Annotated in this window: 17 protein-coding genes; 8 read left to right on the forward strand and 9 right to left on the reverse strand. The window is 68.7% G+C overall.

Translation table 11 applies throughout. The features are described from left to right. Positions 1 to 50: 50 nt before the first annotated feature. From METRZ18153_RS0101640 to METRZ18153_RS0101665, 6 genes are all read right to left on the reverse strand, one after another. Entirely contained in the window at positions 51 to 674 is a 624-nt protein-coding gene (locus METRZ18153_RS0101640) for a 3'-5' exonuclease (protein ID WP_020163097.1), read from the reverse strand. Continuing rightward, positions 671 to 1,030, reverse strand: a complete 360-nt coding sequence (gene arsC / locus METRZ18153_RS0101645) for an arsenate reductase (glutaredoxin) (RefSeq protein ID WP_020163098.1) — start codon at positions 1,028 to 1,030, stop codon at positions 671 to 673. The genes METRZ18153_RS0101640 and arsC overlap by 4 nt, the downstream gene beginning before the upstream one ends. 75 nt (positions 1,031 to 1,105) lie before the next feature. Next, complete coding sequence (locus METRZ18153_RS0101650; protein WP_020163099.1) at positions 1,106 to 1,510, reverse strand: cupin domain-containing protein; 405 nt, start codon at positions 1,508 to 1,510, stop codon at positions 1,106 to 1,108. Then, the gene (locus METRZ18153_RS0101655; protein ID WP_020163100.1) at positions 1,510 to 1,962 is read right to left on the reverse strand and encodes a carboxymuconolactone decarboxylase family protein; all 453 of its coding nucleotides are present in this window, start codon (positions 1,960 to 1,962) and stop codon (positions 1,510 to 1,512) included. The genes METRZ18153_RS0101650 and METRZ18153_RS0101655 overlap by 1 nt, the downstream gene beginning before the upstream one ends. A gap of 87 nt (positions 1,963 to 2,049) precedes the next feature. Further along, positions 2,050 to 2,919, reverse strand: a complete 870-nt coding sequence (locus METRZ18153_RS0101660) for an RNA polymerase sigma-70 factor (RefSeq protein WP_029143483.1) — start codon at positions 2,917 to 2,919, stop codon at positions 2,050 to 2,052. A gap of 110 nt (positions 2,920 to 3,029) precedes the next feature. After that, the gene (locus METRZ18153_RS0101665) at positions 3,030 to 3,929 is read right to left on the reverse strand and encodes a LysR substrate-binding domain-containing protein (RefSeq protein ID WP_020163102.1); all 900 of its coding nucleotides are present in this window, start codon (positions 3,927 to 3,929) and stop codon (positions 3,030 to 3,032) included. Between the two features lie 116 nt (positions 3,930 to 4,045). Between METRZ18153_RS0101665 and METRZ18153_RS0101670 the strand changes: the two genes are divergently transcribed. Then, a complete protein-coding gene (locus tag METRZ18153_RS0101670; RefSeq protein WP_020163103.1) occupies positions 4,046 to 4,834 on the forward strand; it encodes an SDR family NAD(P)-dependent oxidoreductase in 789 nt (262 codons plus the stop codon). 70 nt (positions 4,835 to 4,904) lie between these two features. Beyond that, complete coding sequence (locus METRZ18153_RS0101675) at positions 4,905 to 5,912, forward strand: extracellular catalytic domain type 1 short-chain-length polyhydroxyalkanoate depolymerase (protein WP_029143484.1); 1,008 nt, start codon at positions 4,905 to 4,907, stop codon at positions 5,910 to 5,912. A 32-nt stretch (positions 5,913 to 5,944) separates the two neighbouring features. Here METRZ18153_RS0101675 and METRZ18153_RS0101680 read toward each other — a convergent pair whose 3' ends face one another. The 3 genes from METRZ18153_RS0101680 to METRZ18153_RS0101690 all read right to left on the reverse strand — a co-directional run bounded on the left by METRZ18153_RS0101680 (position 5,945) and on the right by METRZ18153_RS0101690 (position 8,445). Further along, positions 5,945 to 6,463 (reverse strand): metal-dependent hydrolase, encoded by a 519-nt coding sequence (locus tag METRZ18153_RS0101680; protein WP_020163106.1) that lies wholly within the window; start codon positions 6,461 to 6,463, stop codon positions 5,945 to 5,947. A gap of 112 nt (positions 6,464 to 6,575) precedes the next feature. After that, positions 6,576 to 7,199: an isochorismate family cysteine hydrolase YcaC gene (ycaC, locus tag METRZ18153_RS0101685; protein WP_020163107.1), complete on the reverse strand. Its 624-nt coding sequence runs from the start codon at positions 7,197 to 7,199 to the stop codon at positions 6,576 to 6,578. Positions 7,200 to 7,575: 376 nt separating this feature from the next. Next, entirely contained in the window at positions 7,576 to 8,445 is an 870-nt protein-coding gene (locus METRZ18153_RS0101690) for a pirin family protein (RefSeq protein WP_020163108.1), read from the reverse strand. A 147-nt stretch (positions 8,446 to 8,592) separates the two neighbouring features. On the opposite strand from METRZ18153_RS0101690, the gene METRZ18153_RS0101695 reads away from it, so the two are divergent. The 6 genes from METRZ18153_RS0101695 to METRZ18153_RS0101720 all read left to right on the forward strand — a co-directional run bounded on the left by METRZ18153_RS0101695 (position 8,593) and on the right by METRZ18153_RS0101720 (position 13,622). Further along, complete coding sequence (locus METRZ18153_RS0101695; protein ID WP_020163109.1) at positions 8,593 to 9,495, forward strand: LysR family transcriptional regulator; 903 nt, start codon at positions 8,593 to 8,595, stop codon at positions 9,493 to 9,495. 102 nt (positions 9,496 to 9,597) lie between these two features. Continuing rightward, positions 9,598 to 10,059, forward strand: coding sequence for a tellurite resistance TerB family protein (locus tag METRZ18153_RS0101700; protein WP_020163110.1), 462 nt, complete (start codon positions 9,598 to 9,600; stop codon positions 10,057 to 10,059). A gap of 87 nt (positions 10,060 to 10,146) precedes the next feature. Continuing rightward, positions 10,147 to 10,779, forward strand: a complete 633-nt coding sequence (locus METRZ18153_RS0101705) for a paraquat-inducible protein A (RefSeq protein WP_019915660.1) — start codon at positions 10,147 to 10,149, stop codon at positions 10,777 to 10,779. Beyond that, positions 10,776 to 11,423, forward strand: coding sequence for a paraquat-inducible protein A (locus tag METRZ18153_RS0101710; protein WP_020163112.1), 648 nt, complete (start codon positions 10,776 to 10,778; stop codon positions 11,421 to 11,423). The genes METRZ18153_RS0101705 and METRZ18153_RS0101710 overlap by 4 nt, the downstream gene beginning before the upstream one ends. Further along, entirely contained in the window at positions 11,416 to 13,056 is a 1,641-nt protein-coding gene (locus METRZ18153_RS0101715; protein WP_029143486.1) for a PqiB family protein, read from the forward strand. Before METRZ18153_RS0101710 ends, METRZ18153_RS0101715 begins: the two co-directional genes overlap by 8 nt. Beyond that, positions 13,053 to 13,622: a PqiC family protein gene (locus METRZ18153_RS0101720; protein WP_020163114.1), complete on the forward strand. Its 570-nt coding sequence runs from the start codon at positions 13,053 to 13,055 to the stop codon at positions 13,620 to 13,622. The genes METRZ18153_RS0101715 and METRZ18153_RS0101720 overlap by 4 nt, the downstream gene beginning before the upstream one ends. Positions 13,623 to 13,726 lie beyond the last annotated feature (104 nt).

Consider the following 13,726-nt stretch of genomic DNA (forward strand, 5'->3'; position numbering starts at 1 on the left):
TGAGCCTCGGGAGGCTGTAGCAGCGGTCTTCCGACCGCGACAAGACGCGCTCAGCGCCCTGGCAGCAGCGCCTGTCTTTCCTGCGGCGTCAGCGTGAGCGCGAGGTACACGCGCAGCGCGGCGTAGGCGTCGTTGGCGGCATACAGTTTCTGCGCATCGCTCAGGCGGGGCAGCGACCAGTTGGTGGTGGTCACCGATTTCGACTTGCGGAAATTGCGGTCCAGCACCAGGCCGACGGCGGCGCGTGCGCCCAGCGAGCTGTTGTAGCCGCGACGCCGGAACAGGTGATCGAGGTCGAGCACCGACTGCAGCGTGGCGCCAAGTTTCGCGTGGATCTGGCTGCGGTCGGCGCTGAGGCCGAAGCCTATCTTCAGCACCGCCGGATCCTCCAGCAGCAATGACGCCGCATCGCGGCTGGCGCCGTCGTGCATCTGGAACAGGAAGGCGCGGTCGGGCAGCGCGAACTGCACGAGGTGCGGCCCGCTGCTCACTTCTCCCGGTCTGAAGGTCGGCTTCGATTCGGTGTCGAAACCGGCTTCGCCAGCGGCGCGGATTTCCGCGACCGCGGCGGCGACGGCATCCTTCGTATCGGGGATGATGATGTCTTTGAGCGCCAATCCCTCGAACGGCGGCATCAGGTCGGTTTCGGCCTTGCCCGGCCCGGTCTTTCTCATCGCGCGGGCAGGATGTCGAGCACCCGTTCCGGCGGTCGGCACAGCCGCGTGCCGAGCGGGGTGGCGACGATGGGCCGGTTCAGCAGCACCGGGTGTTCGACCAGCGCCGCGATCAGTGCGTCGTCGCCAAGCGTCGGGTCAGCGAGGCCCAGTTCGCCGAACAGCGCCTCCTTGCTGCGCATCAGTTCGCGCACCGGCACACCGCAGGCGGCAATCAGCGCGCGCAGCGCGTCGGCCGACAGCGGTGTCTTCAGGTACTCGACGACGTGTGGCTCGAAGCCGCGTTCGCGTATCAGCTCGAGTGCGCCGCGCGAGTTGCTGCATTTCGGGTTGTGATAGACGGTGATGACGCTCATGAGACCTGCCGTGATGTCGGAGCGTCGGGACGATAGCAGACTGCGTTCCGCGGCGCGCCGCGGAACGGCGGTCTCTCAGTTCGCCGGCAGCACCACCGGCACGCCCTGCTTCTTCACCATGAACACGGCGAAACGGGCGGGCGCCGTGCTGCTCAGGTTGCGCGCCTGCGTGTGGATGTCGTCCGGTTTTTCCTCGAACACGTCGCCCGGCCTGAGCCGGCGCTCGGGTCCGCCCGCCACCTGCATCAGCACTTCGCCTTCCAGCATGTAGACGAATACATGCGCCTGGTGGCGATGTGCCGGGCTGGCTTCTCCCGGTGCCAGCGTGACGACCAGCAGCACGCCTTCGTCCAGACCCGGCTGCAAGGGCTGGCTCAGGCGCTGCGCAACGCCACCGCCGTGACCGGCTTCGTGTGCGAGAGCAGGTTGGGCGACGAAGGCCAGCGCCAGCAGCGCGGCAAGCAGCGACGCGCGGCGCATCACGACGCCCTCCGCTCGATCGGTTGCTGCATCGACACGGCGATGCGGTTCCACGCGTTGATGGTGGCGACGGCGAAGGTCAGTTCGGCGATCTGCGCGTCGCTGAAGTGCTGTTTCAGCGCATCGAACTGCGCGTCCTCCGGCGCGCCGTCGCCGATGCGGGTCAGCGTTTCCGCCCAGTCCAGCGCCGCCCGTTCGGCGTCGCTGAAGAATCCGCATTCGCGCCAGCCGGCGACGACGTCCATGCGCTGGGCATCCTCGCCCAGGGCGCGCAGCGCGGTGGCGTGCATGTCCAGGCAGAAGGCGCAGCCATTCATCTGCGACACGCGCAGATAGACCAGTTCGACCAGCTTCTTGTCGAGTGCGCCGCGCCCGAGGTGGTCGGACAGGGCATAGAGGGTTTTGTAGGCTTCCGGCGCGAGGCGGAAGTAGGGCAGTCGCAGGCCGTGCATGAGGACTTCTCCATGTGGGGGCGCAGCGGAATCGATGCGCTCATGGACAAGACGACGACCGCCCGCCCGGTGTGACAGCCGCCTGCGTCAGTCGACGCCGAAGCCGCCCAGCTTGTCCGGATTGAGTACGCCGTACAGGGCGAGCACGCGTTCGCCGTCGGTCACGATGGACAGCGTCGAGTGCAGCACGCCGTTGCGGAAGCGCAGGATGGCCGGCTCGCCATTGACCACGCCTTCGCGCCATTCCAGGCTGATGTCCGGGTTGCGTGCGACCGCGTAGTAGAGCCAGGCGATGCGCGCGGCGCCGTGCAGCGGCTTGAGCGTGGCCCAGGTCTTGCCGCCGCCGTCGGACACGGCGATGGCGTCGTCCGCCAGCAGGCTTTCGATGTCGTCGCGCTTGCCCGACTGAGCGGCGGCCATGAAACGGCGCAGCACGCGCAGATGGGCCTCGCGGTCGACGGTGAAGCGTGGCTGCTGTTCACCGACGCGCGCCTTCGCGCGATGCACCAGCTGGCGGCAGGCCGCTTCGCTCTTGTCCAGCGCCTCGGCGACCTCGGAGTAGTCGTAGTCGAACACTTCGCGCAGCAGGAAGGCGGCGCGTTCATCCGGGCTCAGGCGTTCGAGTACCGCGATGAAGGCGAACGACAGGTCGTCGGTCCGCTCCAGCCGTGATTCCGGCGTGATCAGGTCGTGCTCGGCCAGCGGTTCCGGCAGCCAGGGGCCGACGTAGTGCTGCGCTTCGGCCTTGCGCGCGCGCAGCCGGTCGATGCTGAGCCGGGTCACCGCGGTCACCAGCCAGGCTTCGGCGGAGCGCAGGTCGGCAGGCGCCGACTCGTGCCAGCGCAGCCAGGCGTCCTGCAGCACGTCGTCGGCGTCGGCGCGCGAGCCGAGCATGCGGTAGGCGATGCCGGTCAGGCGCCGGCGGTGCTGGTCGAAGGTTTGGGTGCTCAAGGTCATGGTCTGGCGTCGCAGCGGGAGTGGATACGCGTCGAAGACGCGCCGGCGCCCGACTTTGTGACAGGCGGCGGCGGACACCCGGGAATTGTCCTCCCGTCATCGGGCGGGGTTCAATCCTCGCCCGTCGCCGGCCAGCTTTCGGCGAGGAAGTCGATGAAGCAGGCGATGCGTGCCGCCAGCGTGGTGTTGCGGTAATACACGGCATGCACCGGCTGGTAGCTCGGCACGCGCAGCGGTGCGAGCAGCTCGACCAGCCGGCCGCTGCGCCGGTCGTCTTCGGTCATGAAGTCGGACAGGCAGGCGATGCCTTCGCCAGCGAGCGCGAGCTGGCGCACCGTTTCGCCACTGGACGCGGACAGCTTCGGGCGGATGGCGCAGCCTTCGCCGTCCGCCGTGCGCAGCGGCCAGGTGTTCAGATGGGTCGGCGCGGTGAAGCCGATCAGCCGGTGCGCGGCGAGCGCTGCCGCGTCGGCCGGTTCGCCGTGGACGGCCAGATAGGCCGGCGAGGCCAGCAGGCGCAGCATCGAACGGCCCAGCAGGCGCGCGTGCAGCGTCGAATCCGGCAGCGTGCCGATGCGCAGCGCGACGTCGGTGCGCTGTTCGATCAGGTCGGTGATGCGGTCGTTGCTGTGCAGCTCCAGCTCGATGTCCGGGTAGCGCGCGCGGAAGGCGCCGACGCGCGGCACCAGCACGTGCAGCACGAAGGGCGAGGCGGCATCGACACGCAGCCGCCCGGCCGGGCGCTGGCGACGGATGGCCATGCATTCTTCCGCCTCGGCCAGAGCGGCGACGATGCGCCGTGCGTGGTCGGCGAACAGCCGGCCTTCTTCGGTCAGGTCGATGCGCCGTGTCGTGCGCACGAGCAGCGTGCTGTCCAGCCTGCGTTCCAGCCGCGCCAGCGCACGGCTGACGCCGGACACCGTCTGCCCCAGCTGTTCGGCGGCCGCCGTCAGCGAGCCGCCATCGACTACCGCCAGATAGACCATGAGGTCTTCGGTGCGCGTAGTCATGACTGTGGTCCGCTTGATATTTGACTCATGATCAACAATCAATTGTTTTTCTGGTGGTTAGTGAAATGATAGGCCGGCGGCACACTTGCGGGCACATCAACTGCAAGGAGCTGCACATGGATCTCGAACTGAAGGGCAGACGCGCCCTGGTCACCGCGTCGTCGAATGGCATCGGCCTGGAAATCGCCCGCGCGCTGGCGGCCGAAGGTGCGCAGGTCGTCATCAACGGGCGCAGCGCGGCCAGCGTGGAGGCCGGCGTCGCCAACATCCGCGCCAGTCATCCGCAGGCCGACCTGCTGCCGCTGGTGGCCGACAACGGCACGGCCGAAGGGTGCGCCGCCACGCTGGCCGCGCTGCCCGAGGTCGACATCCTGGTGAACAACCTCGGCATCTACGAGGCGGTCGGCTTCTTCGACGAGAGCGACGCCGACTGGCAGCGCCTGTTCGAAGTGAACATCCTGAGCGGCGTGCGGCTCGCGCGACATTACCTCGCCGGCATGCTGGCCCGCGGCGACGGACGCGTGGTGTTCATATCGAGCGAATCCGGCATCAGCCCGGCGCCGGAAATGGCGCACTACAGCGCGACCAAGACCATGCAGCTGGGCCTGTCGCGCTCGCTGGCCGAACTCACCATGGGCACGCGGGTGACGGTGAACGCGGTACTGCCGGGTCCCACGCGCACCGAAAGCGTCGAGAAGTTCATCCATGACGTGTTTCCCGATCTGCCGCCGGCCGAGGCCCAGCGCCGCTTCATGGCGGAGAACCGCCCCTCGTCGCTGATCGCGCGGCTGATCGATCCGGCGGAGATCGGCGCCGTTGTCGCCTTCATCGCCAGCGCGCGCGCCGCGGTGATCAACGGTGCGGCGATCCGCGCCGAAGGCGGGCTGGTGCGCACGGCCTTCTGACCGCGCCGCGCCATCCGCCGCGCACGCCTGCGCGGGGAACCGTCACACCGGGAGCCGCATAATCACCCGCATGAAAAGGCGCACACGCAAGTCCGCCTGGGCCAAGAGCCTGGAGCGAAGTCTGGTGGCCCTCACCCGCGGTGCGGTGAAGAGCGGCGCCCGCGCACTGGGGCAAGCCATGAAACCGGCGCTCGCCCGCCGCGCGCCGCCAGCGGGTGAGGGCTCATGGATACTCGGCATCGCCACCGGCATGGCCGGCGCCCGCCGCTTCAGGCTCTATCGCCCCCCTGGCGTCGCCGCCGGCGAGCGCCTTCCGCTGATGGTCATGCTGCATGGCTGCGGGCAGGACGCGAACACCTTTGCCCGCAGTACGCGGATGAACCGGGTGGCGCTGCGCAACCGCTTCCTCGTGCTCTATCCGGAGCAGGACAGGCTGGCCAATGCACAGGGATGCTGGAACTGGTTCGACTCGACTGCGGGTCGCGCCGGCGGCGAGGCCGCGCTGATCATGAAAATGATCGACCAGGTCTGCCTGCTGCACTCCGCCGACCCGACGCGGATGGCGATCGCCGGTCTGTCGGCCGGTGCCAGCATGGCGGCGCTGCTGGTCACCCGCCACCCGGCGCGCTTCCGCGCCGTCGTGATGCATTCGGGCGTGCCGCCGGGTACCGCCCATTCAACTCTGTCTGCGCTCGGGGCCATGCACGGCCATCGCACGACGAAGCCACTGGAGGCCACGCCGCTGGAAGTGGAAAGCGGCTGGCCGCCGCTGCTGGTCATCCACGGCGACGCCGACAAGGTGGTGGCGCTGCAGAACGCGCACGCCGCCGCGCAACAGTGGGCCGAAGGCCTGGGTGCCCGCGCCCGGCCGCCGCGCAGCGTGCAGCGCGGCCAGCGTCATGCGATGACGGTGACCGATTTCCGCCGCGCCGGGCGTCTCGTGTCCAGGCTGGTGCTGGTACGCGGGCTGGCGCACGCATGGAGCGGCGGTGCCGCGCAACTGCCCTTCAGTGACCCACTCGGACCCGACGCGTCACGGATGGCCTGGGCCTTCGCGGCGGCGCAGTTCCGCGGCTGAGTGGCCGACTTTGCCGGTCGCAGCGAAGCCGGTCAGCGCAAGCCCTGGATCGGCAGCGTGCGCCGGCGCCGCCGGTAGGTGGCGAGCGCCCACGCGCAGATCGCCAGCTCGAGCGCGAACGACCAGTGCAGGAAGAAGTTGAGCCACCAGGGCTTGTACAGCGCCGGTACGGTGAACAGCGCGAACGGTCGGTCGACGAAGGGCGCGAACCACCAGATGTCGCCAACCACGCTGTCCAGCACCATGTGCAGCAGGCCGCCTGCGGCAAAGACACCGAGCACGATGGCGCTGGCGCTCGATGGCCTCGCGTGGCGCCACAGCAGTGCAAGCAACAGCAGCGACAGCCACAGGACAGGCCAGTGGCTGATGTACTTGTGGTGATGGGTCCGCCGCGCATCGACCAGATGGAACCACAGCATGTCGAAGTCCGGCGCCAGACCGCCGATCACGCCAGCGGCCACGGCGACGCCTGTCCGGACGGGCAGCGAACGCGCGCGCTCGACGAAATGCGTAGCAAGAAGATAGCCCGAGGGGGCGTGGGCGATGAACATGGCGGGGTTCCGATGCGCGCGCATCGAGCGAATAAAAACCCGCCGATGATATCGCCGGACATGACGATGGCAGGTCATCCGTCCGGACGACCTGCCATCCTTCCCGCGGGCCTCAGCCCTTCAGTGCGTTGTAGCTGGTGATCAGGTTGCGGTAGTCCGGGATGTGGTTGGACAGCAGCGTCGCCAGGCCCTCGACGTCGTTGCGCCAGTCGCGGTGCAGTTCGCACGCCACGCCGAACCAGTTGATCAGTTGCGCGCCGGCCTGCGACATGCGGTCCCAGGCCGAATGGCGGGCGATGTCGTTGAAGGTGCCGGAGGCGTCGGTCACGACGAACACGTCGAACCCTTCCTCGATCGCCGACAGGGCGGGGAAGGCGACGCACACTTCGGTCACCACGCCGGCGATGATGAGCTGCTTGCGGCCGGTGGCCTTGATCGCCTTGACGAAGTCCTCGTTGTCCCAGGCGTTGATCTGGCCGGGGCGGGCGACGTAGGGCGCGTCCGGGAACAGTTCTTTCAGCTCCGGCATCAGCGGGCCGTTCGGGCCCTGTTCGAAGCTGGTGGTCAGGATGGTGGGCAGCTTGAAGTACTTGGCCAGATCGGCGGTGGCCAGCACGTTGTTGCGGAACTTGTCCGGATCGATGTCGCGCACCAGCGACAGCAGGCCCGCCTGGTGGTCCACCAGCAGCATCACGGCATCGTCCTTGTTCAGCTTCTTGTAGGTCTTCGTGGTCATGGCAATTCTCCTTGCAGTTGAGGTTGGGTGCCGGGAGGGTGGCTTTGGCCTTTGTGGCCCCCGGCGGAGTGGTCCCTGCGCGCCCCGGTGCGCGCAGGGGGTGAAACGGATCAGGTCGTCGCGGCTGCCTCGAAGCGTCCGCGAGGTCGTCCGAATCGCGCTTTCTTACGGTGCGCGGCAATCAGCATGCTCGCAGGGCAAGGCGCGCCGACGCTGACGGACTGGCTGTCCGTCGAGGAGGTGCAACGCAGCCATGCGAGCATGCTGATCGCCGCCCAAAGGGTTGAACGTGAGCCCCCTGCGCTCTGCGTTGTACTTCTTGCAGAGACAGCCAGTCTCAGCGGCGGCGTACGCCTTGATCGCACGGGGCTCACGATCAACGCACCGCAAGAAAGCGCGATTCGGACGACCTGAAATCGTCGATCGCCTCGCGGATTTCGTCCTTCGTGTTCATCACGAAGGGGCCGTAGCCGGCGATCGGTTCGTCTATCGGTTCGCCGGCCAGCAGCAGCACGGTGGCGTCGCTGTCCGCGGTGATCGAGAAGCTGCTGCCTTCGCGGTGGTACAGCGCCATCTGCGCCTCGCGCACCGGCTGGCTGCCATTGGCGCGGATCAGGCCGTGCAGCACCACCAGCGCCAGCGTGTGGCCTTCCGGCACCGTCAGTTCGAGGTCGGCGCCGGCCTTCAGCTTCAGATCCCATACATTGATGGGCGTGAAAGTGCGGGCCGGGCCCCTGTCGCCAGCGTACTCACCGGCGATGACGCGCAGATGTCCGGCGCCGTCCGGCAGTTCGACCACCGGAATGTCCTTCTTAGCCAGGTGCTGGTAGCCGGGGGCTGCACGCTTGTCGCGCGCCGGCAGGTTCACCCACAGCTGCACCATCTCCAGCGGGCCGCCGCGGCGGGTGAAGTCCGGCGAGTGGAATTCTTCGTGGATGATGCCGGCACCGGCGGTCATCCACTGCACGTCGCCCGGGCCTATCGTGCCGCCGGCGCCGGTCGAGTCCTGGTGGGCGACTTCGCCCTCATAGACGATGGTGACCGTTTCGAAGCCGCGGTGCGGATGGCGGCCGACGCCGCGCGGCGTGTCCGACGGCTCGAAGTTCGCCGGGCCAGCGTAGTCCAGCAGCAGGAAGGGGCTCACGTGGCGGCCCATCGAATCGTAGGAAAACAGCGAGCGCACCGGAAAACCGTCGCCGACCCAGTGCTGGCGCGGTGCGCTGTACAGACCTGCAATCTTCTTCATGGTGTTTCTCCTGTTCGTTCGCACCGTTCCGTCTGAACCGTGCTGCGTTGAGGTGAATACTAGATTCGGGACAATCGACGCACTAGACGGCAAAATCGCTATTCAGTGTTCTATTGATGGAACGATGGAGGCGGTATGGCAACTGGGATGCAGGACCTGAACGACCTCTACTACTTTGCCCGCGTGGTCGAGTACGGCGGCTTTGCGCCGGCGGCGCGCGCGCTCGACATGCACAAGTCCAAGCTCAGCCGGCGCATCGCGCTGCTGGAAGACAGTCTCGGGGTGCGCCTGATCCAGCGCTCGACGCGCCGCTTCGCGGTGACCGAGATCGGCCAGGCCTATTACGGTCATTGCGTGGCCATGCTGGTCGAAGCCGAGGCGGCGCAGGAGGCGGTCGAGCGCACGCGCGCCGAGCCGCAGGGCATCGTGCGGCTGGCCTGCCCGACCGCGCTGCTCGAGTATCAGGTGGCCGATATGCTGAGCCGGTACATGGCGGCCTGTCCGCGCGTGCAGATCCATCTGGAGAGCACCAACCGGCGCGTGGACGTGATCCGCGAAGGTTTCGACCTCGCCATCCGCGTGCGCTTTCCGCCGCTGGAGGACACCGACCTCGTGATGAAGGTGCTGGGCGACAGCCTGCAGCGCCTGGTCGCCCATCCGGCCCTGATCACGCCGCTGGGCGAGGTCCGCGTGCCGGCCGATCTCGCAACGCTGCCCAGCGTGGCTTGGGGGCCGGCGCAGCGCGACCACGCATGGATGCTGGAAGGCCCGGACGGTGCCAGCGCGCAGGTGCGCCACGCGCCGCGGCTGGTGACCGACGACCTGGCCGCGCTGCGCAGCGCCGCGCTGCACGGCGTCGGTGTCGCCCAGCTGCCGACCATGATGGTGCGCGACGACCTCGCCAGCGGTCGCCTGATCGACGTGCTGCCCAACTGGGCGCCGCGCTGCGGCATCGCCCACGTCGTGTTCCCGTCGCGCCGCGGCCTGCTGCCGGCGGTGCGCGGGCTGGTCGATCATCTGGCGCGCGAGTTTGCGCAACTGCCGGCGTGATCGTCCGTCGCCCGATGCGGTGTGGGCGGGAACACGCAGCACCGATGCACACTCTGCACAACACGGCCGGCGACCTGCGCCGGCGCGAACGAGGATGAATGGATGTTCCGTACCCTGAAAGAGCTGTTCGACAGCTTCGCCGCGCCGGCGGTCGATCCGGTCGCCACCGAACACCAGCTGCAGCTGGCCACCGCCGTGCTGCTGGTCGAAGTGATGCGCGCCGACCCGGACATCGGTGACGACGAGCGCGCGGCTGCGATGCAGGCGCTGCGCGACAAGTTCGCGCTCGCCGACGACGAGATCGAACGGCTGATCGAACTGGCGACCACCGCGGCGGCCGAGGCCTACGACTACCAGCGCTTCACCGGCCAGCTGAACCGCGCCTTCGACGCCGCACGCAAGCTGCGCGTGATCGAGCTGATGTGGCAGGTGGCCTATGCCGACGGCCATCTGCACGCGCACGAAGCGCACGTGATGCGCAAGGTGGCCGACCTGCTCTACATCCCGCATGCCGACTACATCACCGCCAAGCTGGCGGCGCGCGACGGCGTCGGCGCGCACTGACGGCCGGTTGCGCACGCACCGGCAGCGGCCACGTTGCGTGGCGGGGCAGCGGCCCGCACAATCGCCGCTGATTCCACGGTAATGCCCATGTCCCACGCGCATCCCACGCTGCCCGCCCAGACCATCGCCTGCCACGAGTGCGATCTGCTGCAGACCGAGCCCGAACTCGCGCCCGGGCAGACCGCGCGCTGCGTGCGCTGCGGTGCCTTCCTCGCGCGCAATCCGCCGGACAGCCTCGATCGCACGCTGGCGCTGACGCTGACTGCCGCCATCCTGTATGTGATCGCCAACGTCTATCCGCTGGTCGGCCTCGAACTGCAGGGGCGGCGCGTCGAGGTGACGCTGATCGGCGCGGTGCAGGTGCTGTGGCAGGACGGCATGACACCGGTCGCCGCGCTGGTGTTCGGCACCGCGCTGCTGTTCCCGCTGCTCGAACTGCTGATGATCCTGATGGTGCTGCTGCCGCTGCGTCTGGGCCGAGTGTCGCCACGACTGGCGCCCTTCTTCCGGCTGGTGCGTTCGGTGCAGCCGTGGGGCATGGTCGAGGTGTTCCTGCTCGGCATGCTGGTGTCACTGGTGAAGCTGTCGCACATGGCGACCGTGCTGCTCGGCACCGCCTTCTGGGCGATGGCGACACTGATCGTCGCGCTGACGCTGGCCGGGCGCGCGTTCGACACGCGGCTGCTGTGGCAGGTACCACCGGAAGGCGCCAACGCATGAAGCGCGACCTGACCGCGCGCGAAGCGGGGCTGATGAGCTGCCATGTGTGCGGCCAGCTCGCGCACATTCCGGCCGATCGCGCGGCGCTGCTGCGCTGCCCGCGCTGTCGCGCGCCGATGCACCTGCGCAAGCCGGCCAGCGTGTCGACCACCTGGGCGCTCATCATCGCGTCGGCCGTGCTGTTCGTACCGGCCAACCTGCTGCCGATGATGACCACTTCCTCGCTGCTCGGTCGACAGCAGGACACCATCATGAGCGGCGTCGTGTTCCTGTGGCAGAGCGGTTCGTGGCCGCTGGCGGCGGTGGTGTTCTTCGCCAGCATCATGGTGCCGCTGCTGAAGATCATCGCGCTCGCCTGGCTCACCGTGACGGTGCAGCGCCGCTCGCGGCGCAGCGTCATGCAGCGCACCCGGCTCTACCGCATCATCGAATTCGTCGGCCGCTGGTCCATGCTCGACATCTACGTCATCACGATACTGGTGGCGCTCGTCAATTTCCGTGGCCTGGCCACCATAGAGGCCGGGCCGGCGGCGATCGCCTTCGGCGCCGTCGTCGTGCTGACCATGTTCGCGGCGATGAGCTTCGACCCGCGCCTGATCTGGGACCCTCTTACCGAACCCGGGAAACCTGCCGCCCATGTCTGACCCGACTCCGCCCGCGCTGCCCACTGCAGTGGTGGACCCGCCGCGCCGCTTCCGCATCCCGCTGGTGTGGGTGATCCCCATCGTCGCCGCGCTGATCGGGCTCTTCCTCGCTGCCCGCACCTGGTACGAACAGGGGCCGGTGGTGACGCTGCAGTTCCGCACCGGCACCGGGCTGGAGCCCGGCAAGACGCGCATCAAGTACAAGGACGTCGACGTCGGCCAGATCAGCACCGTGCGGCTGGCCGAGGACGGCAGCCACGTTGTCGCCACCGCGCAGATGGCGCGCGAGGCGGCACCGCTGCTGGTCGAGGACACGCGTTTCTGGGTGGTCAGCGCCAAGGTGTCGGGCAGCGCGGTGTCCGGGCTCGATACGCTGCTGTCCGGCACCTATGTCGGCATGGACGCCGGCAAGTCGGGCGAGGCGCGCCGCGATTTCGTCGGTCTGGAGGACGCACCTGTCGTGTCGCTCGGTGTGCCGGGGCGCAGCTTCGCGCTGCACGCCGACACGCTGGGCTCGATCGACGTCGGCACGCCGGTGTATTTCCGGCGCATCCAGGCCGGGCAGGTGACCGCCTTCAAGCTTGACGACGCCGGTCAGCATCTCGACATCCAGGTGTTCATCAAATCGCCCTACGACCGCTTCGTCACGATAGATACGCGCTTCTGGAACGCCAGCGGCATCGACCTGAAACTGGGCGCCGAGGGGCTGCAGCTCAACACCGAATCGGCCACCGCGATACTGGCCGGCGGGCTGGCCTTCGAAACGCCGCCCGGCGGCGATACCGAGGCGGCGCCGGCGGGCCAGGACTTCCGCCTGTTCTCGACCCGCGCCGAGGCGCTCAAACAGCCCAGTTCGAATGCGCAGATCTGGCAGCTGCGTTTCACCGAAACCCTGCGCGGCCTGTCGGTCGGTGCGCCGGTCGACTTTCGCGGCATCCAGATCGGCGAGGTGATTGCGATCTCGCCTGACGTCGATGTCGACGCCGCCGACGTCGGCCTGCAGGTCGACATCGCGGTGTTCCCGGAGCGCATGCAGTCGCGCAAGGACGCCACGCAGGACATGAGCGAGGCCGACTTCCGCGCCTTCGTCGACCGCCTGATCAAGCGCGGCCTGCGCGCCCAGTTGCGCAACGGCAATCTGGTCACCGGCCAGCTCTACGTGGCGATGGATTTCTTCCCCAACGCCGGCGCGGCGAAGATCGACTGGGCAGGGCAGCCGCCGCAGCTGCCGACGCAGCGCGGCAGCCTCGACGAGCTGCAGGCGACGCTGGGCCGTATCGCCGCCAAGCTCGACCGCCTGCCGCTGGACGACATCGCCGCCGAAACGCGCCGTGCGATCGCCGGCCTGGCCAGCGCGGTCGAGCGCACCGAGGCGCTGATGCAGCGGCTGGACGGGCTGGCGTCCAACGAAGTGCGCGCCGCGGTCGCCGAAACGCAGCAGACCATGGCCGAGGCCCGCGCCGCGGTCGCCGACGGTCGTCGCCTGCTGGCCAGCGACGCGCCGCTGCAGCAGGACCTGCGCGACAGCTTGCAGGAGCTGTCGCGCGCCGCGCAGTCGCTGCGCCATCTGACCGACATGCTGGAACGCAATCCGGAAGCGCTGCTGCGCGGCAAACCCGAGGAGAAGCCGTGATCCGTCTTTGTCTGATTCCGGTCGCCGCCGTCATCGCCGTGTTGCTTGCCGGCTGCGGCAGTTCGCCCGCCGTACGCCACTACACGCTCACCACCGGCGAGGCGCCGGTCGCTGCCGGCGCGGCGTCACCGAGCGTCGTCGTCGGTCCGATCAGCCTGCCGGAAGGGGTGGACCGCCTGCAGATCGTGCAGCGCGTCGCCGGTTCGCGCGCCGAGCCGGCACAGGGTCACCGCTGGGCGGGGTCACTGAAAGCCGAGCTGGCTCGCCGGCTCGCCACCTCGATCGCCCGCGAGCGCGGACTGACGCGCGTGGTGGCTGCCCCGCAGAACAGCGTCGCCCGGCCCGATCTGACGGTGCCGGTCGATGTGCTGCGCTTCGATGCCGACGGCTTTTCGTCGGTCACGCTGGAAGCCGTGTGGGCCGTCCGCCGCGACGGCGCCGACATCGGCAGCGGCCGTTTCAGCCGCAGCGAGCCGGTGAGCGCGCAGACCTACGAAGCGCTGGTCGAGGCGCACGGCCGGCTGGCCGATGCGCTGGCCGCCGACATCGCAGCCGCGATCCGCTGAGCGCCTGCATGCGGCTGTAGCGGTCGAGCGACCGGTACAGTGCGTGGGCGGTGCAAGCCGTTGAGCTGACGATGTTTTCGCTGCATGGATGATCCGAACGGCTT

This window comes from Methyloversatilis discipulorum, from assembly GCF_000385375.1.
Lineage (GTDB): Bacteria > Pseudomonadota > Gammaproteobacteria > Burkholderiales > Rhodocyclaceae > Methyloversatilis > Methyloversatilis discipulorum_A.

What these genes read in the sequence shown, in the direction of transcription:
- METRZ18153_RS0101675 (WP_029143484.1), top strand. Translation starts at nt 4,905, where the DNA reads ATGAAAAGGCGCACACGCAAGTCCGCCTGGGCCAAGAGCCTGGAGCGA.
- METRZ18153_RS0101655 (WP_020163100.1), bottom strand. Translation starts at nt 1,962, where the DNA reads ATGCACGGCCTGCGACTGCCCTACTTCCGCCTCGCGCCGGAAGCCTAC.
- METRZ18153_RS0101650 (WP_020163099.1), bottom strand. Translation starts at nt 1,510, where the DNA reads ATGCGCCGCGCGTCGCTGCTTGCCGCGCTGCTGGCGCTGGCCTTCGTC.
- METRZ18153_RS0101665 (WP_020163102.1), bottom strand. Translation starts at nt 3,929, where the DNA reads ATGACTACGCGCACCGAAGACCTCATGGTCTATCTGGCGGTAGTCGAT.
- ycaC (WP_020163107.1), bottom strand. Translation starts at nt 7,199, where the DNA reads ATGACCACGAAGACCTACAAGAAGCTGAACAAGGACGATGCCGTGATG.
- METRZ18153_RS0101715 (WP_029143486.1), top strand. Translation starts at nt 11,416, where the DNA reads ATGTCTGACCCGACTCCGCCCGCGCTGCCCACTGCAGTGGTGGACCCG.
- METRZ18153_RS0101640 (WP_020163097.1), bottom strand. Translation starts at nt 674, where the DNA reads ATGAGAAAGACCGGGCCGGGCAAGGCCGAAACCGACCTGATGCCGCCG.
- METRZ18153_RS0101705 (WP_019915660.1), top strand. Translation starts at nt 10,147, where the DNA reads ATGTCCCACGCGCATCCCACGCTGCCCGCCCAGACCATCGCCTGCCAC.
- METRZ18153_RS0101690 (WP_020163108.1), bottom strand. Translation starts at nt 8,445, where the DNA reads ATGAAGAAGATTGCAGGTCTGTACAGCGCACCGCGCCAGCACTGGGTC.
- arsC (WP_020163098.1), bottom strand. Translation starts at nt 1,030, where the DNA reads ATGAGCGTCATCACCGTCTATCACAACCCGAAATGCAGCAACTCGCGC.
- METRZ18153_RS0101710 (WP_020163112.1), top strand. Translation starts at nt 10,776, where the DNA reads ATGAAGCGCGACCTGACCGCGCGCGAAGCGGGGCTGATGAGCTGCCAT.
- METRZ18153_RS0101670 (WP_020163103.1), top strand. Translation starts at nt 4,046, where the DNA reads ATGGATCTCGAACTGAAGGGCAGACGCGCCCTGGTCACCGCGTCGTCG.
- METRZ18153_RS0101680 (WP_020163106.1), bottom strand. Translation starts at nt 6,463, where the DNA reads ATGTTCATCGCCCACGCCCCCTCGGGCTATCTTCTTGCTACGCATTTC.
- METRZ18153_RS0101700 (WP_020163110.1), top strand. Translation starts at nt 9,598, where the DNA reads ATGTTCCGTACCCTGAAAGAGCTGTTCGACAGCTTCGCCGCGCCGGCG.
- METRZ18153_RS0101660 (WP_029143483.1), bottom strand. Translation starts at nt 2,919, where the DNA reads ATGACCTTGAGCACCCAAACCTTCGACCAGCACCGCCGGCGCCTGACC.
- METRZ18153_RS0101695 (WP_020163109.1), top strand. Translation starts at nt 8,593, where the DNA reads ATGCAGGACCTGAACGACCTCTACTACTTTGCCCGCGTGGTCGAGTAC.